Below are 21556 nucleotides of genomic sequence, written 5' to 3' on the forward strand. Positions count from 1 at the left end.
ATCACTCCTTTTGTTGTGGATTGTTGTTATTTATTTTATTCAACATTTGGGGTGATCTTCCTTTTTATTTAAAATAAAAACTAGATATTTAGCCGATGAGCAAATATGAAATTTGCTCAATTAAGAAAATTATAGTCAATAATATTTTTCTCTTCAATTTAATAATAAAATTAATAAATAAAATAGAAAATGATTGAAAAAGAAATATAAAATAATACAAAAGACGATAATAAATACAAAAAAGTTTGAGTATTAATTGCAATAAGCTAAAAATATAAAGTATAATATAATTATATATAAAGATAGGGTAATAAGAGGGAGTTTTAATATGAATATATTTTTAGCTAGACAGCCTATATATGATATTAATAACAAAGCGGTGGCATATGAATTATTACATAGAAGTTCAAGTGAGAATAGATTTGCTTTTGATGTTAATGCAGATGAAGCTACAAAAAAATTAATTTCTAACACCTTTAGTATTGGGTTTGATGAGTTGCTAGATAATAAAGTAGCATATATTAATTTTTCTACTCAACTTATATTGCAAGAGATGCCAAGTGTTTTGCCAAGTAATAAAATTGTAATAGAGGTATTAGAAGATGTTATACCTACTAATGAAGTGAAAGTAGCTCTCAAGAGACTTAAGAATGAAGGATATTCAATTGCTTTAGATGATGTAACATTAAAAAGTGAATTTTGGAGTTTTGGTAAATTAATTAATGTTTATAAGATAGATTTTAGAGCTACAAGTACAAGAGATAGAATTGAAATAATAGAAGGTATAAAGGTTATTAATCCAGATGCAATATTATTAGCAGAAAAAGTTGAAAATATAGAAGAATATCAAGAAGCTTTAAAATGTGGATTTCAATACTTTCAAGGGTTTTATTTTAGCAGACCAATTATGATGGAAGGAAAGGATATACCAGCTAGAAATACTAATTGCTATTTGATTTTATCTGAATTATTAAAGAAGGATTATGATGTTAGTAAGATAGAAGCAATAATAAAAGCAGATGTTTCTATTAGTTATAAGATAATGAAGATGCTTAATTCGGCAGCATTTGGATTTGTTCAAGAAATTTCATCCATAAGACAAGCTATAGTTTTAATGGGCAAGAAGAAGTTAAGTAAATTATTAACTATAATTGCAATGAGTCAAATGGAATGCGAAAATGAAGAAGAGATATCAAGAGCATTAATTGTTAGGGCATACTTTTGTGAATTAGTTGCAAAATATATTGGGTATGATAAAAGTGAACAATGTTTTTTGGCGGGATTATTTTCTGATTTAGACAAATATATGCAGAGAGATATGAAAGATATAGTAGACGAATTACCTATAGAATGGGAATTAAAAGAAGCACTAACAGGCAAGGAAAATGAAATTAATATTATACTAAAATTAGTAATAGCATATGAAAATATGGATAACTTTGATATGTTGAAATATACTGCAATGTTAAATATAAATAAGAGTAAGCTTATTGAATTTTATGTTAAAGCAATAAAACTTGGAACTAGAATTTTAGGTTAGGATATAGATAGTATTAGGAATACTGATATAACGATAAAAATGTTATTTGATAATATTCAAATTATTAAATAACATTTTTTACTTTGTAGGAAATTATATAAAATTTAAATCTCAGCTTCCCTAAAGTTGCCGTGACGATTTTTTACTCTTTAGGGAATTATATTTTGTTTGGATTTGTGTATAAGTATTTTAGATATTAGAGTATAAGTAATGTTATAGCATACTATCTAAAGAGTAAAAAGAAAAATAGTGCCATGACAGAACCTAAAAACAAGTTTTAGAACCTGTCATATGGCTAAAAAAAATCGACGGCTCCCTATAAAGTTGCCTTGACGATTTTTTTTATTAAGAAAATATTAAGGCTATTGAAATTAAATAAATAGAGGTATATAATAAGTTTAATTTATTTAGTTAGCTAACTAAATAAAAATGAAAGGAGGACATATAATTTAGAGATGAACAATGAGCCAGAAGAATTAAAAAAAATTTTTCATCATATAGGAAAATTGCATTATAGTATAAGTCAGAAGTATTTGGATAAATTAGGAATACATAGAGGGCAAGCTGCCCTTTTGCAAGTTTTAAATAAAAAAGATGGAATAGCTCAAAAAGATATTTGCAAAGGTTTATTAGTGGCACCTGCTACAGTAACTGTTATGCTTCAGCGTATGGAGAAGTCTGAATTAATAACAAGAGAACAAGATGATAAGGATAAGAGAAAAAGTAGAATTTATTTATCTGAAAAAGGAAAAAAAATGTGCGAAGAAATTAATAAGTTATACCTAAATATAGAAAAGGTGAGTTTTGAAAACTTAGATGAACAAGAATTAAATGATTTGACAAGACTTATGCTTCAAGTAAAAAATAATTTACAGGAAGCACTTAATAAAAATGAAATATAAGATTAGGAGATGAATAATTGTGCTGAAGATGTTAAAGTATATGAAAAAATCAACAATGTCAATAATAGTTATAATAGCATTGTTGATAGTGCAAGCTGTATGTGATTTATCATTACCTGATTATACATCAGATATAGTTAATGTTGGTATACAGCAAGGAGGTATAGATGAAAAAATACCAGAAGTAATAAGAAGAACAGAAATGAAGAAAGTCTTGATGTTCTTAGATGATGATGATGTAAAGGAGACACTTAGTTACTATAAACTTGTAGAAAAAGACAAAGCAACTAAGGATCAGAAGAAGGATTACCCTATATTAAAAAGTGAAGATGTTTATATACTAAAGAGTTTAACTGATGATGATATAGAAGAAGCTAAAAAGATCATGAGTAAGCCTATGCTTGCTGTATATAGCTTAGAACAAGATTCAAAAGAGATTAAAAAAATGAAGAAACAAATTGTTTCTCAGATACCAGGTGTTTCAGAGGATACAGATATATTTGAAGTATTTTCAATGCTTCCAGAAGAACAATTAGCTACAATAACAGATAAGATTACTAGTAATTTTGATGGTATGGAAGAATCTATATTAGAACAAAGTAGTGTAGTATACATCAAGGCTGAATATGAAGCTATAGGTATTGATACAGATAAGAATCAAACTAATTATATAGTAACTACAGGTCTTAAGATGGTAGGATTGGCGCTTATAGCAATGGTAGCATCAGTATTAGTTGGTTTCTTAGGTGCTAGAGTTGCAGCTTCATTAGGTAAGGATTTAAGAGATAAAGTATTCAGGAAAGTATTAAGTTTTTCTAATACAGAAATGGATAAGTTCTCAACAGCATCTTTAATTACAAGAACAACAAACGATATTCAACAGATACAACTTCTTATGGCAATGGTTATAAGAATGGTATTCTATGCACCAATATTAGGAATAGGTGGAATAATAAAAGTTTTAAATACTAATGTATCTATGACATGGATAATAGCATTTGCAGTAATACTTATAAGTATAGTTGTTGGATCCTTATTTGTTATTGCAATGCCTAAGTTTAAGGCAGTTCAAAAATTAGTAGATAAATTAAATTTAGTAACACGTGAAATATTAACTGGACTTCCTGTAATTCGTGCATTTAGTAGAGAAAAACATGAAGAAGAGAGATTTGAAGTAGCTAATAAGAATTTAACTAAGGTTAACTTGTTTGTTAACAGAGTAATGGCGTTAATGATGCCTATAATGATGTTTATAATGAATGGAATAACAATACTTATAGTGTGGAGAGGTGCACATAGTGTTGATTCTGGTTCAATGCAAGTTGGAGATATGATGGCATTTATACAATATGCTATGCAGATTATAATGGCATTTTTAATGATAGCTGGTATGTCTATAATGTTACCAAGAGCATCAGTATCAGCATTACGTATAGAAGAAGTAATTACCACAGAAGAAGTAATAAAAGATACTACAACACCTAAGAAATTACAAGAAAATAAGAAAGGTGTATTAGAATTTAAGAATGTATCATTTAAATATCCAAATGCAGATAAGGATGTTATATCTAATATATCATTTACTGCAAAACCTGGAGAAACTACTGCTATTATAGGTAGTACTGGTGCTGGTAAATCAACACTTATTAATTTAATTCCTCGTTTCTATGATGTAACAGAAGGTGAGATATTATTTGATGGTGTTGATATAAGAGATATTACTCAACATGAACTTAGAGATAAGATAGGATTTGTGCCTCAAAAGGGAGTACTTTTCTCAGGAACTATTGATTCTAACTTAAGATTTGGTAGAGAAGAAGCTACAAAAGAACAAGTTAAAAAAGCATCCCAAATAGCACAAGCAACAGAGTTTATAGAAACTAAACCAGAAAAATTTGACACTCCTATATCACAAGGAGGTACTAATGTATCAGGTGGACAAAAACAAAGATTATCAATAGCTAGAGCTATAGTAAAAGATCCTGAATTATATGTATTTGATGATAGTTTCTCAGCACTTGATTTCAAAACAGATGCCGCTTTAAGAAAAGCATTAAAGAAAGAAACAGGAAATAGTACAGTACTTATAGTAGCACAGAGAATAAGTACAATCCTACATGCTGAACAAATATTAGTTTTAGATGAGGGTAGAATAGTAGGAAAAGGAACTCATAAAGAACTATTACAAAATTGTGAGGTATATAAGGAGATAGCTTCATCACAATTATCAAAGGAGGAGCTTGAAAATGAGTAATACAAAAAGAAGTGGACGTGGCCCTATGGGTAGAGGACCAATTGGTGCAGGTGAGAAAGCAAAGAATTTCAAAGGCACAATGGGGAAATTGTTAAAAGAATTATCTAGATATAAGATAGGAATATTTTTAGTAATAATATGTTCTGTAATAGGAACTGTATTCTCAATTGTTGGACCAAAGATATTAGGTAAAGCTACAACAGAAATATTTAATGGGTTAGTAGATAAATTTAAGAATAATGGAGCAGGTATAGATTTTGATAAGATTGGTAAAATACTTATAACATTATTAATACTATATGTAATAAGTGCTGCATTCCAATTTATTCAAGGATATATTATGGCAGGTGTATCTAACAAGTTATCTTATGAACTTAGAAATAGATTATCAGAGAAAATAAGTAGATTACCTATGAAATATTTTGATAAGACAACTAATGGTGAAGTATTATCTAGATTTACTAATGATATAGATACTTTATCTCAAAGTTTAAATCAAAGTATGACTCAACTTATTACATCGGTAACTATGGTAATTGGTATACTTGTAATGATGTTATCAATAAGTTGGCAGATGACATTAGCAGCAATACTTATACTTCCTATATCACTAGGCTGTGTTGGAGGAGTAGTTAAAAAATCTCAAAAATACTTTAAGCAACAACAAGATTATTTAGGACATGTTAATGGAGAGGTAGAAGAAGTATTCGGTGGTCATACTGTTGTAAAAGCTTTTAATGGTGAAGAAAGAGCAATAAATGAATTTACTGAATTAAATAGTAAGTTATATGATTCAGCATGGAAATCACAATTCTTATCAGGAATGATGATGCCTATAATGACATTTATAGGAAACTTAGGATATGTTGTAGTATCTATATTAGGTGGATATCTAGCAATAAAGAATACAATTGAAGTTGGAGATATACAATCATTTATTCAATATGTAAGAAGTTTTACACAACCTATAACTCAAGCAGCACAAGTAGCAAATATGTTACAATCTACAGCAGCTGCAGCTGAAAGAGTATTCGAGTTCCTAGAAGAGGAAGAAGAAGATCAAACAGTAGAAAATGCTGTTAAAATAGATAACTTAGAAGGAAGAGTTGAATTTGAAGATGTTCATTTTGGATATTCAGATGATAAGATAATAATCAATGATTTCTCTGCAAATGTTGAACCAGGACAGAAGATAGCAATAGTAGGGCCTACAGGAGCAGGAAAAACAACTATAGTAAAATTATTAATGAGATTCTATGATGTTAATAGTGGAGCTATAAAGGTAGATGGACATGATATAAGAAACTTCAATCGTAGTGAACTTCGTGAGATGTTTGGTATGGTACTACAAGATACATGGTTATTTAATGGAAGTATAAAAGAAAATATAAGATATGGTAAGTTAGATGCTACAGATGAAGAGGTAGAGAGAGCAGCGAAATCTGCCCATGTAGATCATTTCGTAGAAACTCTTCCAGATGGATACAATATGATTCTAAATGAAGAAGCAAGTAATGTATCACAAGGACAGAAACAATTACTAACAATAGCTCGTGCTATATTAGCAGATCCAAAGATACTTATATTAGATGAAGCAACTAGTTCTGTAGATACAAGAACTGAAGTATTAATACAAAAAGCAATGGATAATCTTATGAAGGGTAGAACAAGTTTCATAATAGCTCATAGATTATCAACAATAAAGAATGCTGATATCATACTTGTAATGAAGGATGGAGATATAATAGAGCAAGGAAGCCATGATGAATTAATAGCTAAGAATGGATTCTATGCAAACTTATATAATTCTCAATTTGAAAAAGAAGAAAGTGCATCTTAAATGAATTATGTATATGTAATAAGATGTAAAGATAATACATTATATACAGGATGGACGAATGACTTAGAGAAGAGATTTAAGGCACATTGTTGTGGAAAAGGTGCAAAATATACTAGAGGAAGAGGACCACTTGAATTAGTATATTATGAAACCTATGCTGAAAAAAAAGCTGCTATGAAGAGAGAATATGCACTTAAAAAGTTAACAAAAGAAGAAAAAGAAAAATTAATAAAAGGTTTTATAAATTTCAATGATTAATATCAAAATTATATGTTTAAGTAAATAATATAATATCATTAAGTATTTACTAATATAATAAAAAAAGAGTAAAGATTCCTAAATACTATAAACTCGCTAAAGCTCAGACAGTATAGTATTTTTAACGGGATCTTTACTTTTTTATTATAAGAAATACTAAATTCTATTATAGATAATTTACTTAAATCAATAATTTGATATTATTCAGATATAAGAATTTTAGGAGACATTTTTTTAATCTTACGAGTAACTACAAATGAGAAGATACCTACAAATGTATATATAATTATAAGTGGAATAGCTATTGAAGCTAAAGTATATGAAGAATTAAAGTTAGTGATTCCACATAATTTTAATAAACATGATAAGAACTTATTGTTGAACATAAAATTTAGTATAGTACCTAATATTGTAGAAATAATTGTTATAATAAGAATTCTAGCGGAAAATCCAAGCCTAAGGTTAGTGTCTGAAAATCCTTGCGATTTATATATCCCTATATCTAGTTTTTCTTGCTTTAATGCTTTATTACATATCATAATTGTTACAAGAGTTATAACTATTATACTTATAATATATATTGAGTAGATAGCTTTATCTATAGAATTAGTTATAGTATCTAAAAACTCATTGATATAAGCATATTGGTTATAAAATGAAAGTTCGTCTTGATTATACATTTTATATTTTTTATTTAAATGTGATATTATTTTATTTGTTTTAGTTGAATCAGTAATATTTATAGAAATAGTATTAGGAGCATAATCTTTGTTTATTCGTTTATAGCCCGAAGTAAGCATTGATATATTGATTCCAGAATCAGATATATTTTGATTTTTGCCGACGATAATATAATCTATGGAATTGCCTTCTTTATCAATAACTGCTATAGTATCACCTATATTTTTATTAAGTTTTTTAGCTAGAAGAGTAGTTATTAATATCTCATTATCATATTTTGGATTTCTACCTTCTATAGGTTTTAATATGAATTTGTTATAGATTTTTATAAGTCTGTTTTTATTTTCATAAGAATTATAATTTATATCAGATGTAAAAGTATCTATTATAGGTGAGTATTTGTTTATTTCAGCTTCTATATCATTAATAAGTTTTTTTGTATCGTATGAATAATTTATAATTATATCAGATTTTGGTTCACCAAACATTTCGCTAATATTATCACTCTTAAATACTACACCTAAAGTGGAGATAGATATAGCGCAAAAAGTTAAAATTGTTATTACAATTATTAATGAAATATATTGTTTTGCATGTGTAATAATTTGTTTCCAAGCCATTTTTATTGATAAAGGTATAAATTTAAATTTCTCTAATGCAAAGTCGAGTTTGTTAGAAAAATAAATTGGAGAATATCCCAAGGAAATAGCTCTAATAGGAGTAATATCTGTAATTTTTCGCGTGAATAATATAGTGAATAAACTAATAATTATAAATATGCTTACAATTATTATAATTAGAGCCAAGCAATTAATATTACTTGAAAAAAATAATCCAGTACTTGATAATGTTAAATTACCAATTGGCTTAGTTAAAAAAATACTTAATATAATACCACCAATAGAACCTAATATTGTTGCAAATAAATATTGCATTAATAGAATGATACGTATCTGCAAATTAGTAAAACCTATAGCTTTTAGTATACCAAAGGATGCATAGTCCATTTCTATATTAGAATTGATAGAATAAGACATAACAATCATAGTGATAATAAACAATAAAATAGAAAAACCAATAAGCATTGTGCATATTATATTAGGTATTAGGAAAGTATAATATTCTAAGTCGTTAATAAATGTACTTTCATATCCATAATTATCCAAGTGGGTATCTGTATTTATTTTATTTAGAGTTTTAGTTATATCTTTAATGTTATCTTTTAGATATATATTTATAACACAATCATTTCTTAGGTCATTAGAATCTTCATTAATAAAAGAATCGAAATCTTCTTTATTTATTATTGCTCTCTTGGGACTGATGAAATTACTACCTAGAAGAGGATCTTCATAGAATCCTGCAATGTGAAAATTTAAGTTTTTAATTTTTATAGTATCACCGATTTTACAATTATAATGCTCTTGGAAGTATTCTGGTAAATATATTTCGCCTTTTAGTACTTCTTTTATTTTACAATTAGTATCTGATAAAAATTTTTCTTTAGTATTTTCTAATGAAAAAAGATAAAGTACATTTGAAAAAACTTTGTTTTTAACTTTTAAAGAAGTATATCTTAGTGTTTTTACAGTATCAATATGATCAATAGAATCTTCGTTAAGTAAGGTGTTAATCATATCAGCATTATAATCATTTAAAGTGATTCTGTTAAATGCATCAGGAGAATTAGATTCTCTACATGCTTCATAAAATCTTTGTCTTCCACCTATTATTGAACTTGTTATAGATATAAGAGTAGTAGTTATTATAAGTATAAGCATAAATATACTTATGAAGTTGGCTTTCTTCCTCTTTATGTTACTAATTATTAATGTTAAAGCAGCCATATTACCACCCCTTACTTGCTAGATAAGAGAGAATTTGAGTTTCTCTAGACTTCTTATCTTCTTCATTATATGGACTTAAGTTTAATTCATTAGATATAGTACCATCCTCTATATAAAGGATTCTATTAGCACGCATAGCAGCTTTTATATCATGAGTAACCATAAGTATACTTTGCCCTTGTCTATTTAACTCAGTTAATAAATTAAGAATGTCAGTACCTGACTTTGAATTAAGAGCACCTGTTGGTTCATCTGCAAATATTAATTTAGGTGAATTAATTAATGCTCTTGCAATAGCAGCTCGTTGTTTTTGTCCGCCAGATACTTGTGAAGGTAATCTTTTCTTACAATCACTAATTCCTACGTTTTCTAATAAATTAATAGCTCTAGAATTAACTTCTTCAATAGAGTATTTCTTAGATAAGTATCCTGGAACAATAATATTTTCATAGATATTAATACTAGAAACAAGTTGCATTTGCTGAAATATATAGCCTATTTCAGTTCTTCTGAATTGTGATAATTCTTTATTATTCATTTTGTGAATAGGTCTATTGGCAAAATAGACTTCTCCAGAAGTTATATTATCCATTCCACTTAAGCAATATAATAGTGTTGATTTTCCAGAACCTGAACTTCCCATAATAACTGTAAAGTCATTTTCATATATTTCAAGATTTATATTGCTTAATACATGAGTTTGTAATCCGTCATTAGCATAGCTTTTACTAACATCAATAGCTTTTAATAATATTTTTTTCATTTTTGTTCCTCTCTTTATTATAGATTATGATAGTATGATACCAATTTAATTATTAAGAAGTCTTTAAGAGAGTTTTAATCGTAATGTTACTACTAAACCACTGTCGTTGTTATGTATGTCAACATATCCATTCATTTGTTCTATAAGAAATTTAACAATAAATAAACCAAGACCAGCACCAGGATTTTTATCTATATTATGTCCTCTATAAAATTTATCGAATATAAATGGAAGGTCCTCATCAGGAATTCCTTTGCCATAGTCTTGAAGTATGCATATTAGATAATCTTTATCTTTATCAAAACTTATACTTAGTTTTTTACTAGATGAATATTTAACACTATTACTTATTATATTTTCAAATATTTGTTCAAGTCTTCTCAAATCAACATTTATAGTACATGTAGGTAATTCATTGCAATAAATTATATACATTTGATTAGCTTCTGCTACTGATGTTAAAATATCTGTTATTATAATGTTAGATTGATAATTAGAGCAAGAAACTTCTAATTTCTCTAAATCAGATAATGAGTGAATAAATAAATCATCAGTAAGAGCTGATACTTCATCACATTTTTTCATAATAACAGATAGATATCTAGCTTTCCTTTCAGAAGTAGTGTCCATATTTAATTTTAGAGCCTCTGTATAGGCTCTAATAGAAGCAACTGGAGTTTTTATATCATGAGATAGAGTAGCTATAATTGTTTTATTGTTGTTTATAGCTTCTTTTTCATTAGCTCTAGCAGTTTTTATTTCTTGTCGCATCATATCAAATGCCCATGTAAAATCTCCGAATAGATTTTGTTTTTCTACATATAGAGGAGAGTCAAAGTTACCTTTAGATATATCTTTTGCAAAAGCTTCTAATTTATTAAAAGGCTTAATTATATTAAAGTGTGAATATAGAACTATAAGTGATATAAATAATAAGGAAATTATATAAAAACAAGTTAATTGTTTGGAAAAAGATGAATTAAAAGAATAAGTTCTTAATTCATTTTGCATACTTGTTATTGCTTTATCTAAATTAATATCATACTTAGAATCAGTTCTAGAGAGCTTTGATAATTGTTCTATTTCATTTAATTCAACTATAAGATTTTGAGATGTCTTATCAGTGTTTTGAGTATTATATAGAAAATAAGCATATGTACATGATAATAATAATATAAATATTAAAGTGATTTTTTTTAGTTTATTTTTCATTATCTGTCACCTCAAATATATATCCACTGCCCCAAATTGTTTTGATGTATTGTGGGTTAGAAGGGTTATCCTCAAGTTTTTCTCTAAGCCATCTTATATGAACCGCTAGAGATGATATTTCAGCTTCATTAAATATTCCCCATACGTCAGAAAAAATTTTTTCTTTCTTTAGAGCTATGTTCTTGTTATTTATAAAATATTTTAGTAATTCAAATTCTTTAGTTGATAGATTGATAAAGCTATTATTTTTTTTCACTGTTAATTTCGTAAAATCAACAGTGATGTTACCGAAAGTGAAATTCTCAATAGGTTTATTAAATCCATAAGCACGTCTTATATTGGCATTTACTCTTGATAATAATTCTTCTAAAGAATAAGGTTTAGATATATAATCATCTCCACCTATATCTAATCCTGTTATTTTATCTGTTTTACTAGTTCTTGCACTTATAAATATGATTGGTATAGTGCTTTCAGCACGTATTTCTTTACAAAAATCGAAACCAGTACTATCTGGAAGATTGATGTCTAATATTATTAAGTCTATTTTTTTATTTTGCAGAATAGAATATCCTTCTTCTGTTGTATTAGCTACTTTGACATTGTATCCATTATCTTCTAGCATGTCACTAGTAATCATTGATAAATCAGGATCGTCATCTATAATTAAAATGTTATTTGTGTACATAATATCACTTTCCTTCTAAAATTTGACTTAAATATATTCTATCATAAAAAAAATAATAAAATATACTAGAGTATGTCTCCTTTTTTATAGACTTTTAGTTTTATTATGATAGAATATAAGGTACGAAGGCATATTATATAAGAATGGAGGTATAATAAATAGTAAGCGCCAGAAGGTACTATAGAAGATTCTATAGCCTTGACGAGGATGAGTTTTATCGAAGTTTTCGGCGGATGACTCACGGTATTTTACACTATCGTTATAGGTTGATAAATCTACGGAGTAATTTGTAGGACAAATTCAACCAAGGTGTAAGCCTTCATAGAATAATTATAAAAGGAAGGTACAATAATAATGTGCGGAATAGTTGGATATGTTGGTAAGAGAAAAGCAACAGATTTTTTAATTGATGGATTATCTAAACTAGAATATAGAGGATATGATTCTGCAGGAATAGCAGTATTAGAGAGTGGTGAAGTTACAGTAATTAAACACAAGGGAAGATTAAGTAACTTAGAGAAATCATTAAGTAATAAGGCAGTAGAGGGCTGTGTAGGAATAGGTCATACAAGATGGGCAACTCATGGAGAACCATCAGATGTTAATGCACATCCACATCAGAGCTCTAAGAGTGATATAACAGTTGTTCATAATGGGATAATAGAGAATTATCTAGAACTTAGAGATTGGCTTAAGGGTGAAGGTTATAATTTCTTATCAGACACAGATACAGAAGTTATACCTAATCTTATAGATTATTATTATGAAGGAGAATTATTTGAAGCTGTAGTTAAGGCTACTGAGAGATTAGAAGGAAGCTATTCTATAGCAGCTATTTGCGGAAAAGAACAAGATAAACTAGTAGCTGTAAGAAAGGATAGTCCACTTATAGTTGGAGTAGGTGAAGGAGAAACATTTATTGCTTCAGATATTCCAGCAGTTATAAGCTATACTAGAGATGTTTATCTATTAGAAGATAATGAATTCGTAGTTGCAGATCAAAATGGTGTTAAGATTATGAATGCAGAAGGTTCAGAGATAGAAAAAGAAATATATAAGGTAAAATGGACTCAAGATGCTGCTGAAAAAGGTGGTTATGATTCATTTATGCTTAAAGAAATCAATGAACAACCAAAGGCAATAAGAGAAACAATGCGTTCAAGAATATCTATGGATCATGATGTTGTGTATGATGATTTTTCACTTACAACAGAAGAATTAGATAATATAGATAGAATATATATAGTAGCATGTGGTACTGCATATCATGCAGGTTTAATGGGAAAATCAGCGATAGAGAAATATGCACAAATTCCAGTAGAAGTTGATATAGCATCAGAATTCAGATACAGAGATCCATTAATAACTAATAAGTCACTTATAATATCAGTAAGTCAATCAGGAGAAACAGCTGATACATTAGCTGTTCTTAGAGATTGTAAGAAGAAGGGGGCAACAACATTAGCAGTTACTAATGTTGTTGGTAGTACGATATCTAGAGAAGCTGACCATGTTATATATACTATGGCAGGTCCAGAGATAGCAGTAGCATCAACTAAGGCATATACAACTCAATTAGTTGTAATGTATTCTTTAGGATTATATTTTGGAGAATTAAAAGGTGAGTTAGATAAGCACATAAGTGAATTAATAAAGGAGAGTTTATTAGAATTACCAGACAAAGTTCAAGAATTATTAGATAATCAAGATGCAATTAAGCAAGCAGCCAAGACTATAGCAAATGATAGAGATGTATTTTTCCTAGGAAGAGGTGCAGACTATTCATTAGCACTAGAAGGTTCATTGAAGCTAAAAGAGATTTCTTATATTCATTCTGAGGCATATGCAGGAGGAGAACTTAAACATGGACCAATAGCACTTATAGAACAAGGAACTAAGATAATAGCATTATTAACTCAAGAACAATTAAGAGATAAGATGGTAAGTAATATAGTTGAGGTAAAAGCAAGAGGTGCTTATGTTATAGGAGTTGCTTATGAAGGAGATAAGTTAGATCCTAAGATATTTGATGAAGTAATAAGAATACCTAGAATATCTAATAGAGTTGCGCCAGTTGTTGCTGCTGTAGCACTTCAATTGTTAGCTTATTATACAACTAAAGAAAAGGGTTATGATATAGACAAGCCACGTAATTTAGCAAAATCTGTTACAGTTGAATAAAAGATAAAATTAAGGATATTTCTATTGTGATTTTGTAAGAAAGTTTGATCGTTTGAAACAAACTTTGATCATTTGAAAGAAAGTTTGAATAAAATATTAATAATATACAATACTATAATATATATGTTTTAGTATTGTTAGAAGTAAACTATTAGTCTAATAAGACTAGGCATTTTAAATAAATTAAAGTGTCTAGTCTTATATTTTTTTGGAGGTGAAATTATGGCAAAAAGAAAACGACAGCAAGATATTGAAAAAATGATTAAAGAAGGATATGGAGCTGGTATAGAAAAAGATTATAAGCCATGGATTAAGATACAAGATGTTCCTTCGCTTGGAAGAGTAACTAGAGTTAAAGGAATAAAAACCAATAGACAGCATGAGCTTTTGTCTGATATGGAAAGAAATTATTTTTACATATTAGAGTATTCAAGCAAGGTTAAAGATATAAGAGAGTAGTTTCCACTACTTCCTATAGAAGATACTATTACCATAGCAGATGAACTTGGATTTAAACATCCGAAGAATCCTGAAACAGATGAGAATATTGTAATGACTACTGATTTTCTTATAACAGTAGATACAGGAGATGGAATCAAAGAAGTAGCAAGAACCATAAAATCAAAAGATGATTTACTAAATAAAAGAATACTTGAAAAGTTTGAAATTGAATGTATATTTTGGCAGAAGAGAAATATAGATTGGGCTATTGTTACAGAGGAAGAAATTAATAAAACAATAGCTCATAATATAAGCTTTATTCAAGGATATAGAAATATAAAGAATGTTGATGGTTTTAATAATCTTGATTCCTTAGAAATTCAAGATTTAATTTATGAATTTTTAAAAAGAATTATAGATAATAAGAAAAGTGTAAGGTCTATAGCTTTACAATTTGATAAGGATATGAATCTCGAAAATGTATGTGGATTAAGTGTTTTTAGGTACTTAATTATAAATAAAATTATAGAAATAGATATTACAAAGAAAATTGATGTTAATAAAAATGTTCATATATTATCAGTAAGTAGTGATGAAGTAAAGAAGGTGGAAGCTATATGATTTGTATGAATGCTGTTTTTAAATATGTAGATGTTGAAAATGGAAAAAGAATTAGGATTATAGAATTAGATGAAAGTAATATTTATATTGTAGATATAGATGCAGTAACATCAATGCCCAAAAAAGAAGAGCTTAGTAAAATTGAAGAAGAAATTGAATGTAATAAATTGATAAAAATAAAAGATCCTTATATAAAAATCATTAAAGATGAAGACTTATCAGAAGTTCAATTGAATAGGAGAAATGAATACTGGCAATTTATAAATAAGTATTGGCAGATTTACAAAGATGATATTTTGAATAAATCAAATAGGGCAAAAGCATTCAAAAGTATATGTAATGATTCTAATAAAGGTATGAATAAGGTAAAGAGATTGTTCTCTAGGTTTTGGCAAAGAGGAATGAACAAAAATGCTTTAATTCCCGATTATGATAAATCAGGGGGAAGGGGCAAGGAGAAGAAATTAAATGATGTAAAGACTGGAAAACCACGAAAAACTGATTATCTAGGGAATAAAACAGATGGAATTAATGTAACTGAAGATATAAAGAAACAATTTGCTTTTGTAATAGATAAGTATTATAGAAACAATAAAAAATTCTCATTAAAAGAGACATACTCATTAATGTTAAAGGATTTTTATTCAGATGTTTTTAAAGAAGATAATGAAATTAAATATAGAGTATGGGATGATTCAAGAATACCAACATATGATCAATTTTATTATTGGTTTAAGAAAAAAGAAAATATAAAGAAAGATATTATTTTCAGAGAAAGTGAAAAGGAATTTAATTTAAAACATAGGGCATTATTAAGTAATTCAGTACAGGAGACTGATGGACCAGGTACAAGATTTCAAGTAGATGCAACCATAGCTGATGTGTATTTAGTAAGTTCACTAAATAGAAATAGGGTTATTGGAAGACCTATAGTTTATGCAATTATTGATGTTTTTTCAAGAATGGTTACATGAATATATGTTGGTCTTGAAGGACCATCATGGGTTGGAGCTATGATGGCTTTAGATAATATGATTGCAGATAAGGTTCAGTTTTGCAAAGATTATGAAATCGAAATAAGTGAGGAGCAATGGCCGTGCAAGCATCTTCCTGAAATTATTATTGCTGATAGAGGTGAATTTGAAGGCTATAATGTTGAAAATCTAATTAATAATTTAAATGTAAAGATAGAGAATACTTCACCATATAGGGGTGATTTAAAAGGAATTGTTGAGAGAAGCTTTAGAACTACTAACGAGAAAATAAAGCATAAAGCACCAGGTGCAATTCAAAAAGAATATAGGAAACGTGGAGATAGAGACTATAGATTAGATGCTACGTTGACACTTGAGGAATTTACTAAAATTTATATAAATATAGTACTTCATCATAATAGTAAAATAATTGATAAATATCCTATAGATAAGGAAATGATAGCTGATGAAATAACTCCTACACCAATGAATTTATGGAACTGGGGAATTAAAAATAAAAAAGGCAGATTAAAAACTGTTGATAGAGAAGTTTTTAGACTTAATATTCTTCCTAAAGGAAAGGCAAGTATTTCAAGGGCAGGAATAAGATTTAAAGGGCTATATTACAGTTCTGATAAAGCTGTAAAAGAGCAATGGTTTGTAAATTTAAAAGTTAGAAGTATAGAAGTTGTTTATGACCCGAGAAATATGAACAAGATTTATATTCTATACAATAATGGATTAAATTATGATGAATGTTACTTGATTGATGCTAGTATACAGTATAAGAATTGCTTGCTTGAAGAAATAATCTATAATGCAGAATTAGACTCAGAACTTAAAGATAAGGATTTAAGGGAACAGAATCAGAAGAATATTGATTTGGAAAAAGAGATAGATAAGATAGTTAAGAAAGCAAAGAAGGAAAAATCAAAAGATATTGATTATAATAATTCATCTAGTCAAAAACTTAAAGGAATAAAGAAGAATAGAGCAGTAGAGAAGGAAGTTAACAGACATGATGAAGTATTTAGATTAGGAAAGGATAATGAGAATACAGATAAAAACGCAGAAGTAATTGAGTTTCCAGCAGCTAAATCCAATACAGAAAATAGTGGTTATAATAAACTAATGAATTTAATTAAAAAGAAACGAGGTGAAAAGAGTGAAAAATAAAGAGAATACTACAATACTAAAAGGTGAATTTAAAGAAGCTGTATATAAAAAGCAGGAATTAGAAGAATATGATTTAAATCCTTTTATAGAAGCTCTGCCACCTATTTTTACAGCAGAAGATGTTATCGATAGATTTACAGTCTTACCTGTTATCACTGATATTGATAGAAAAAAGTCCGAAAATTTAAGATACCACATAATAAAAAGAACTAAAAATTTCTTGCAGCCATTACCTATTCATATTGAACTTGAAAGAAAATTATCAACACTTATTAGACGTGGATATTTAGCGAGAAATCCATTAGATAAGATTTTCTTAGGAAAATTAAGAACACTTAATAGATTAGATGATAATTCAATAAGAGAAAATGAATTGCAAGATGAATTATGTAACATAAGAACAACAGCTGATAGTATATCTATTATTGGAATTTCTGGAATTGGAAAGACTACGGCAATAGAAAGGCTTTTGCTTATGTATCCACAAGTTATTAAACATTTTAAATATAAAGGCGATAATTTTACTAGGACTCAAATTGTATGGCTTAAAATAGACTGCCCTTATGATGGCAGCTTATCAACTTTGTGTAAAAACTTTTTTAAGGCTATTGACGATATATTAGGCACTAGATATTTAGAAAAATTTGGTTATTAGAACCGCATAACATCTACTATGATGATTAATATGACAAAGCTTGCTTGGAGATATGGGATAGGAGTTTTAGTTATAGATGAAATACAACATCTTTTAAATACTAAAAATGATAAAGAAGAAATGCTTAATTTCTTTGTAACTTTAACTAATACGGTTGGCATTCCAACAGTATTAATTGGAACTAGTAAAGCACAGAAAGTATTTAACGGTAACTTTAGGCAGGCAAGAAGAGCAGGTAGTGATGGTTCTATTATATGGGATAGAATGTAGAAGGATAGTGAAGAATGGGATTTCTTTTTACGTTCAATATGGGAATTTCAAGGTTTAAAAAATATAACTAAATTAAATGACAAGATGAAAGATGCATTTTATGATGAGTGTCAAGGCATAACAGTAATTGCCGTTAATTTATTCTTATTAGCACAAGAAAGAGCATTGCAAGACGGAAAAGAAGAATTAACAGTATCTATTATCAGAGAAACAGCTAAAAAGGATTTACATATGATACAACCAATAATAAAAGCATTAAGAAACAATAATCTAGTTGAAATTATGAAATATGAGGATATATCAATTAATTATGAAGAAGTAACAAACTGTTATGCAAGAAATATTGAACTTACAGGAATGATTAAGGAATCTTTTAATGAACGTAGAAAAGATATTGAACTTAAGCGTAAAAGTTCTGCAGAAAGCCTAATAGTAGATTTAACTGAAATGGATATATTTGATTATTTAGATATAAGTAACATAAGAGAAATATGCGAGAAAGTTGTAAAAAGTGCTAGTGTAAATGAAGATTATAGCAATTTAAAGATGGAAGCATTAAAAGAAGCAATGGCATTAAATGAAAAGAAGATGAAATCAAAAAATCAAGATAAACGTAAGGCAAAGAATAATGGAAGTTTATTAGAAATTTTTGAATTGTCACAGGCAAGACAAATTCATCCTTATGAATTGCTTAAGGAAAGAGGATATATTAAGAATCCTGTGGATGAATTTTTAGATGTCAATTGATAGAAAACTATATAAATAAAATGATATTTGTTGAGGTGATAATATAAATGCAAGAATTTAATGATGCTAAAAAAGAAAAAATTAAAAGTATTTTATTGATGCCAATTGAATGTGAAAAAACACTGAATAATTCTAAAGAAATTAAGATTAAAGATGGTAAAATATATTCAAGTCAAAAATATTATTCAAATTCTGATGAAGATATGTGTGATTTTGCAATTGGCTTTTATGAAATTTTATATTCCTCTATATTAGATAATGGAAAAATTTTATTGGATGATGGAACAATTAAAAATTGTTGTTTTGCAGGAGATACAATGAATAGTTTTAACAAAATTGCTAATCTTGTGACTGCAGCTGGTAAGACAGTTAAAGCACGAACTGATGAAGAAAAATGGCCTAAATGGCTAAGAGAGTATAAGAATTATTATCATTGTCTTGCAAATTTTTGGATTTTACCAACATGTATTGGAAGAAGAAGTCTTAAGTTAAATTATTATGATTCTATGGATATATTTTTAGAAAAATTAAAAAATGATAATCTTAATGTTCTTAGAAAGAATGTATCATATTATCAAAAAGTAAGTACATATGAAAAGTTCACTAGAATTCATATTCTTAATTCATATGAAAATATTGATGCTAAGAAAACGAGGAAACAATATAAACAAAGAAAAGCTGAAGATTTAGTCAAGCAAGCTAAAGCAAGAATTGAGCAAAGGGCACAAGAAATTATTGAAGTGAAAGATGATGAGTATCATTATAATTTATTAAGTAAGTTATGGGAATATTTCAAAATTGAAAACTTAATAAAATAGATATTTTTATAATTTAAACATTGTAAGTAGAAAAATAGGGGAAGAGGCAGTAATTAAAAAAGGAGAATTTATATGCTAGATTTTTTTACTGCCCCTTACAAAGATGAATTTATATATTCAACTATAGCAAGGTATCATTTCTATTCTGGAAATGTAGATTTTAAAGATACTATTGAAGAATGTTTTGGAAAAAGAACAATGGTACCTGTTTTTGAACTTGCAGGAGGACTAGATATGCTTGCTAGTAAGCTTGGAGGTAAGTACACTGCAGAAAAAATATTAAAAAATAATACTATTTTTTCTTATTATGAACCTTTTTTGGATAAAAAGATAAAATTAGAGGCTATTAATAAAATGAAAAAAGAAGATTGTAGTAGTATTTATACTAAGATTGGAATAGTTGCAGGTTCTATCTGCAAAACTAACAGTATTAGATATTGTCCAATATGTGCTAAAAATGAAATTGAAGCATATGGTGAAGTATATATTCACAGAGAGCATCAATTGCAAGGAATTAAATTGTGTCCACATGATGGTTGTGTGTTAAAAGAATATGCTAAAAGAAAACTTGATTCAAGTAAGATTGAATTTGTTAGATTAGATAAAGAAAATTTAGATCTAGAAGAAGATTTTAATATTGAACAATATGACAAAAATTATATTTTAGCTAGGAATGCTTACTATCTTTTAAATGCAGATTTAAGTATGTTTGATAACCAGAAGTTAAAAGAAAGGTATGTATATTATCTTAATAAAAAAGGTTTAGCTAGAGATACTGGGACAATAAAGCAAAGGGACTTGTATGAAGAGTTTATTAATTTTTACGGAAATGAATTCTTAAAATCATTGCAATGCCAAATAGATTTTGATAATGAATATAATTGGTTAAAAGTACTTACAAGAAAATCAAAAAGAGCTACACATCCATTAAGACATTTACTATTAATAGGTTTTTTATGTAGTAGTATAGAAGAATTTTTCTTTGAAGATATAAATATAATAAAATTAACTTCAGCGCATGAAAAAAACAGAAAGATAGTTATAGATGATAAGGTAATTGAATATAGAAAATCTATTATAGAATTTATTAGATCTAATAGTGAAATGAGCAGAACAGAAGTAAGAAAAAATTTAAAAAAAGAATATATATATTTGTATAGACATGATTGCAATTGGTTATTAGATAATTTACCTAAGAAAAAAGAACAATGTAATGGAATTAATGAAAGAGTAGATTGGCAAAAAAGAGATAAAGAATATCTGCAGTTACTTAAAGATAGGTATAAAGTTCTAATTAATGGTGATGAAATTATCCGCATTACAAAAGGAACACTTGCAAAGCCTTTAGGCATATTAGCTAATTTAGAAAAGAAGATAGACAAATTTCCTGAGACTAAAAAATATTTGATGAAGATTTGTGAAAGCATAGAAGAGTTTCAAATAAGAAGATGTAAGTATGTGATAGATAATTTATTTATTAATGAGAAAAATATTAAGTTATGGAAAGTGCAAAGAATTGCAGGTATAAGAAGCAGTCAATTTGATAGATTAAAAAATACTTTAATTAAATGAGCAAATTTCATATTTGCTCATCGGCTAAATATCTAGTTTTTATTTTAAATAAAAAGGAAGATCACCCCAAATGTTGAATAAAATAAATAACAACAATCCACAACAAAAGGAGTGAT

Annotated in this window: 17 protein-coding genes and 1 pseudogene; 14 read left to right on the plus strand and 4 right to left on the minus strand. The window is 27.7% G+C overall.

Annotation, left to right across the window (positions count from 1 at the left end; translation table 11 throughout):
- Positions 1-328 precede the first annotated feature (328 nt).
- The 5 genes from KQI77_RS10320 to KQI77_RS10340 all read left to right on the plus strand — a co-directional run bounded on the left by KQI77_RS10320 (position 329) and on the right by KQI77_RS10340 (position 6794).
- Positions 329-1540, plus strand: coding sequence for an EAL and HDOD domain-containing protein (locus KQI77_RS10320; RefSeq protein WP_216390352.1), 1212 nt, complete (start codon positions 329-331; stop codon positions 1538-1540).
- Between the two features lie 455 nt (positions 1541-1995).
- Entirely contained in the window at positions 1996-2442 is a 447-nt protein-coding gene (locus KQI77_RS10325) for a MarR family winged helix-turn-helix transcriptional regulator (protein WP_216390353.1), read from the plus strand.
- A 19-nt stretch (positions 2443-2461) separates the two neighbouring features.
- Entirely contained in the window at positions 2462-4696 is a 2235-nt protein-coding gene (locus tag KQI77_RS10330) for an ABC transporter ATP-binding protein (RefSeq protein WP_216390354.1), read from the plus strand.
- A complete protein-coding gene (locus tag KQI77_RS10335) occupies positions 4689-6536 on the plus strand; it encodes an ABC transporter ATP-binding protein (protein ID WP_216390355.1) in 1848 nt (615 codons plus the stop codon). Before KQI77_RS10330 ends, KQI77_RS10335 begins: the two co-directional genes overlap by 8 nt.
- The gene (locus KQI77_RS10340; protein ID WP_216390356.1) at positions 6537-6794 is read left to right on the plus strand and encodes a GIY-YIG nuclease family protein; all 258 of its coding nucleotides are present in this window, start codon (positions 6537-6539) and stop codon (positions 6792-6794) included.
- 200 nt (positions 6795-6994) lie between these two features.
- Here KQI77_RS10340 and KQI77_RS10345 read toward each other — a convergent pair whose 3' ends face one another.
- From KQI77_RS10345 to KQI77_RS10360, 4 genes are all read right to left on the minus strand, one after another.
- Complete coding sequence (locus KQI77_RS10345) at positions 6995-9322, minus strand: FtsX-like permease family protein (protein ID WP_216390357.1); 2328 nt, start codon at positions 9320-9322, stop codon at positions 6995-6997.
- A gap of 1 nt (position 9323) precedes the next feature.
- Positions 9324-10085, minus strand: coding sequence for an ABC transporter ATP-binding protein (locus KQI77_RS10350; RefSeq protein ID WP_216390358.1), 762 nt, complete (start codon positions 10083-10085; stop codon positions 9324-9326).
- Positions 10086-10148: 63 nt separating this feature from the next.
- The gene (locus tag KQI77_RS10355) at positions 10149-11297 is read right to left on the minus strand and encodes a HAMP domain-containing sensor histidine kinase (protein WP_216390359.1); all 1149 of its coding nucleotides are present in this window, start codon (positions 11295-11297) and stop codon (positions 10149-10151) included.
- The gene (locus KQI77_RS10360; protein ID WP_216390360.1) at positions 11287-11985 is read right to left on the minus strand and encodes a response regulator transcription factor; all 699 of its coding nucleotides are present in this window, start codon (positions 11983-11985) and stop codon (positions 11287-11289) included. The genes KQI77_RS10355 and KQI77_RS10360 overlap by 11 nt, the downstream gene beginning before the upstream one ends.
- Before the next feature lie 354 nt (positions 11986-12339).
- Between KQI77_RS10360 and glmS the strand changes: the two genes are divergently transcribed.
- The 9 genes and pseudogenes from glmS (at position 12340) to KQI77_RS10390 (ending at position 21440) form a co-directional block, all read left to right on the plus strand.
- Positions 12340-14166, plus strand: coding sequence for a glutamine--fructose-6-phosphate transaminase (isomerizing) (gene glmS, locus KQI77_RS10365; protein WP_216390361.1), 1827 nt, complete (start codon positions 12340-12342; stop codon positions 14164-14166).
- A gap of 222 nt (positions 14167-14388) precedes the next feature.
- Positions 14389-14625 (plus strand): hypothetical protein, encoded by a 237-nt coding sequence (locus tag KQI77_RS13060; RefSeq protein ID WP_253289428.1) that lies wholly within the window; start codon positions 14389-14391, stop codon positions 14623-14625.
- Positions 14626-14652: 27 nt separating this feature from the next.
- The gene (locus KQI77_RS13065; RefSeq protein ID WP_367397303.1) at positions 14653-15228 is read left to right on the plus strand and encodes a TnsA endonuclease N-terminal domain-containing protein; all 576 of its coding nucleotides are present in this window, start codon (positions 14653-14655) and stop codon (positions 15226-15228) included.
- Positions 15225-16202 (plus strand): hypothetical protein, encoded by a 978-nt coding sequence (locus KQI77_RS13070; RefSeq protein WP_253289429.1) that lies wholly within the window; start codon positions 15225-15227, stop codon positions 16200-16202. Before KQI77_RS13065 ends, KQI77_RS13070 begins: the two co-directional genes overlap by 4 nt.
- A gap of 39 nt (positions 16203-16241) precedes the next feature.
- Entirely contained in the window at positions 16242-17378 is a 1137-nt protein-coding gene (locus KQI77_RS13075; RefSeq protein ID WP_253289430.1) for a Mu transposase C-terminal domain-containing protein, read from the plus strand.
- Positions 17368-18303: pseudogene (locus KQI77_RS13295) on the plus strand (ATP-binding protein). The gene KQI77_RS13075 and the pseudogene KQI77_RS13295 overlap by 11 nt, the downstream one beginning before the upstream one ends.
- A gap of 84 nt (positions 18304-18387) precedes the next feature.
- The gene (locus KQI77_RS13085) at positions 18388-19050 is read left to right on the plus strand and encodes a hypothetical protein (protein WP_253289431.1); all 663 of its coding nucleotides are present in this window, start codon (positions 18388-18390) and stop codon (positions 19048-19050) included.
- A gap of 47 nt (positions 19051-19097) precedes the next feature.
- Entirely contained in the window at positions 19098-19868 is a 771-nt protein-coding gene (locus KQI77_RS10385) for a hypothetical protein (protein WP_216390362.1), read from the plus strand.
- Between the two features lie 72 nt (positions 19869-19940).
- Positions 19941-21440 carry a TnsD family Tn7-like transposition protein gene (locus tag KQI77_RS10390; protein WP_216390363.1) on the plus strand — a complete coding sequence of 500 codons (1500 nt, stop codon included), beginning with the start codon at positions 19941-19943 and terminating at the stop codon, positions 21438-21440.
- Positions 21441-21556: the final 116 nt, after the last annotated feature.

It is taken from the genome of Clostridium sp. MSJ-8, from assembly GCF_018918325.1.
GTDB lineage: Bacteria > Bacillota > Clostridia > Clostridiales > Clostridiaceae > Clostridium.

Excerpts from the sequence above, each read along its gene's own strand:
- KQI77_RS10320 (WP_216390352.1), top strand. The coding sequence starts at position 329 with ATGAATATATTTTTAGCTAGACAGCCTATATATGATATTAATAACAAA.
- KQI77_RS10325 (WP_216390353.1), top strand. The coding sequence starts at position 1,996 with ATGAACAATGAGCCAGAAGAATTAAAAAAAATTTTTCATCATATAGGA.
- KQI77_RS10335 (WP_216390355.1), top strand. The coding sequence starts at position 4,689 with ATGAGTAATACAAAAAGAAGTGGACGTGGCCCTATGGGTAGAGGACCA.
- KQI77_RS10340 (WP_216390356.1), top strand. The coding sequence starts at position 6,537 with ATGAATTATGTATATGTAATAAGATGTAAAGATAATACATTATATACA.
- KQI77_RS10345 (WP_216390357.1), bottom strand. The coding sequence starts at position 9,322 with ATGGCTGCTTTAACATTAATAATTAGTAACATAAAGAGGAAGAAAGCC.
- KQI77_RS10350 (WP_216390358.1), bottom strand. The coding sequence starts at position 10,085 with ATGAAAAAAATATTATTAAAAGCTATTGATGTTAGTAAAAGCTATGCT.
- KQI77_RS10355 (WP_216390359.1), bottom strand. The coding sequence starts at position 11,297 with ATGAAAAATAAACTAAAAAAAATCACTTTAATATTTATATTATTATTA.
- KQI77_RS10360 (WP_216390360.1), bottom strand. The coding sequence starts at position 11,985 with ATGTACACAAATAACATTTTAATTATAGATGACGATCCTGATTTATCA.
- glmS (WP_216390361.1), top strand. The coding sequence starts at position 12,340 with ATGTGCGGAATAGTTGGATATGTTGGTAAGAGAAAAGCAACAGATTTT.
- KQI77_RS13060 (WP_253289428.1), top strand. The coding sequence starts at position 14,389 with ATGGCAAAAAGAAAACGACAGCAAGATATTGAAAAAATGATTAAAGAA.
- KQI77_RS13070 (WP_253289429.1), top strand. The coding sequence starts at position 15,225 with ATGATTTGTATGAATGCTGTTTTTAAATATGTAGATGTTGAAAATGGA.
- KQI77_RS13075 (WP_253289430.1), top strand. The coding sequence starts at position 16,242 with ATGATGGCTTTAGATAATATGATTGCAGATAAGGTTCAGTTTTGCAAA.
- KQI77_RS13085 (WP_253289431.1), top strand. The coding sequence starts at position 18,388 with ATGAAAGATGCATTTTATGATGAGTGTCAAGGCATAACAGTAATTGCC.
- KQI77_RS10385 (WP_216390362.1), top strand. The coding sequence starts at position 19,098 with ATGCAAGAATTTAATGATGCTAAAAAAGAAAAAATTAAAAGTATTTTA.
- KQI77_RS10390 (WP_216390363.1), top strand. The coding sequence starts at position 19,941 with ATGCTAGATTTTTTTACTGCCCCTTACAAAGATGAATTTATATATTCA.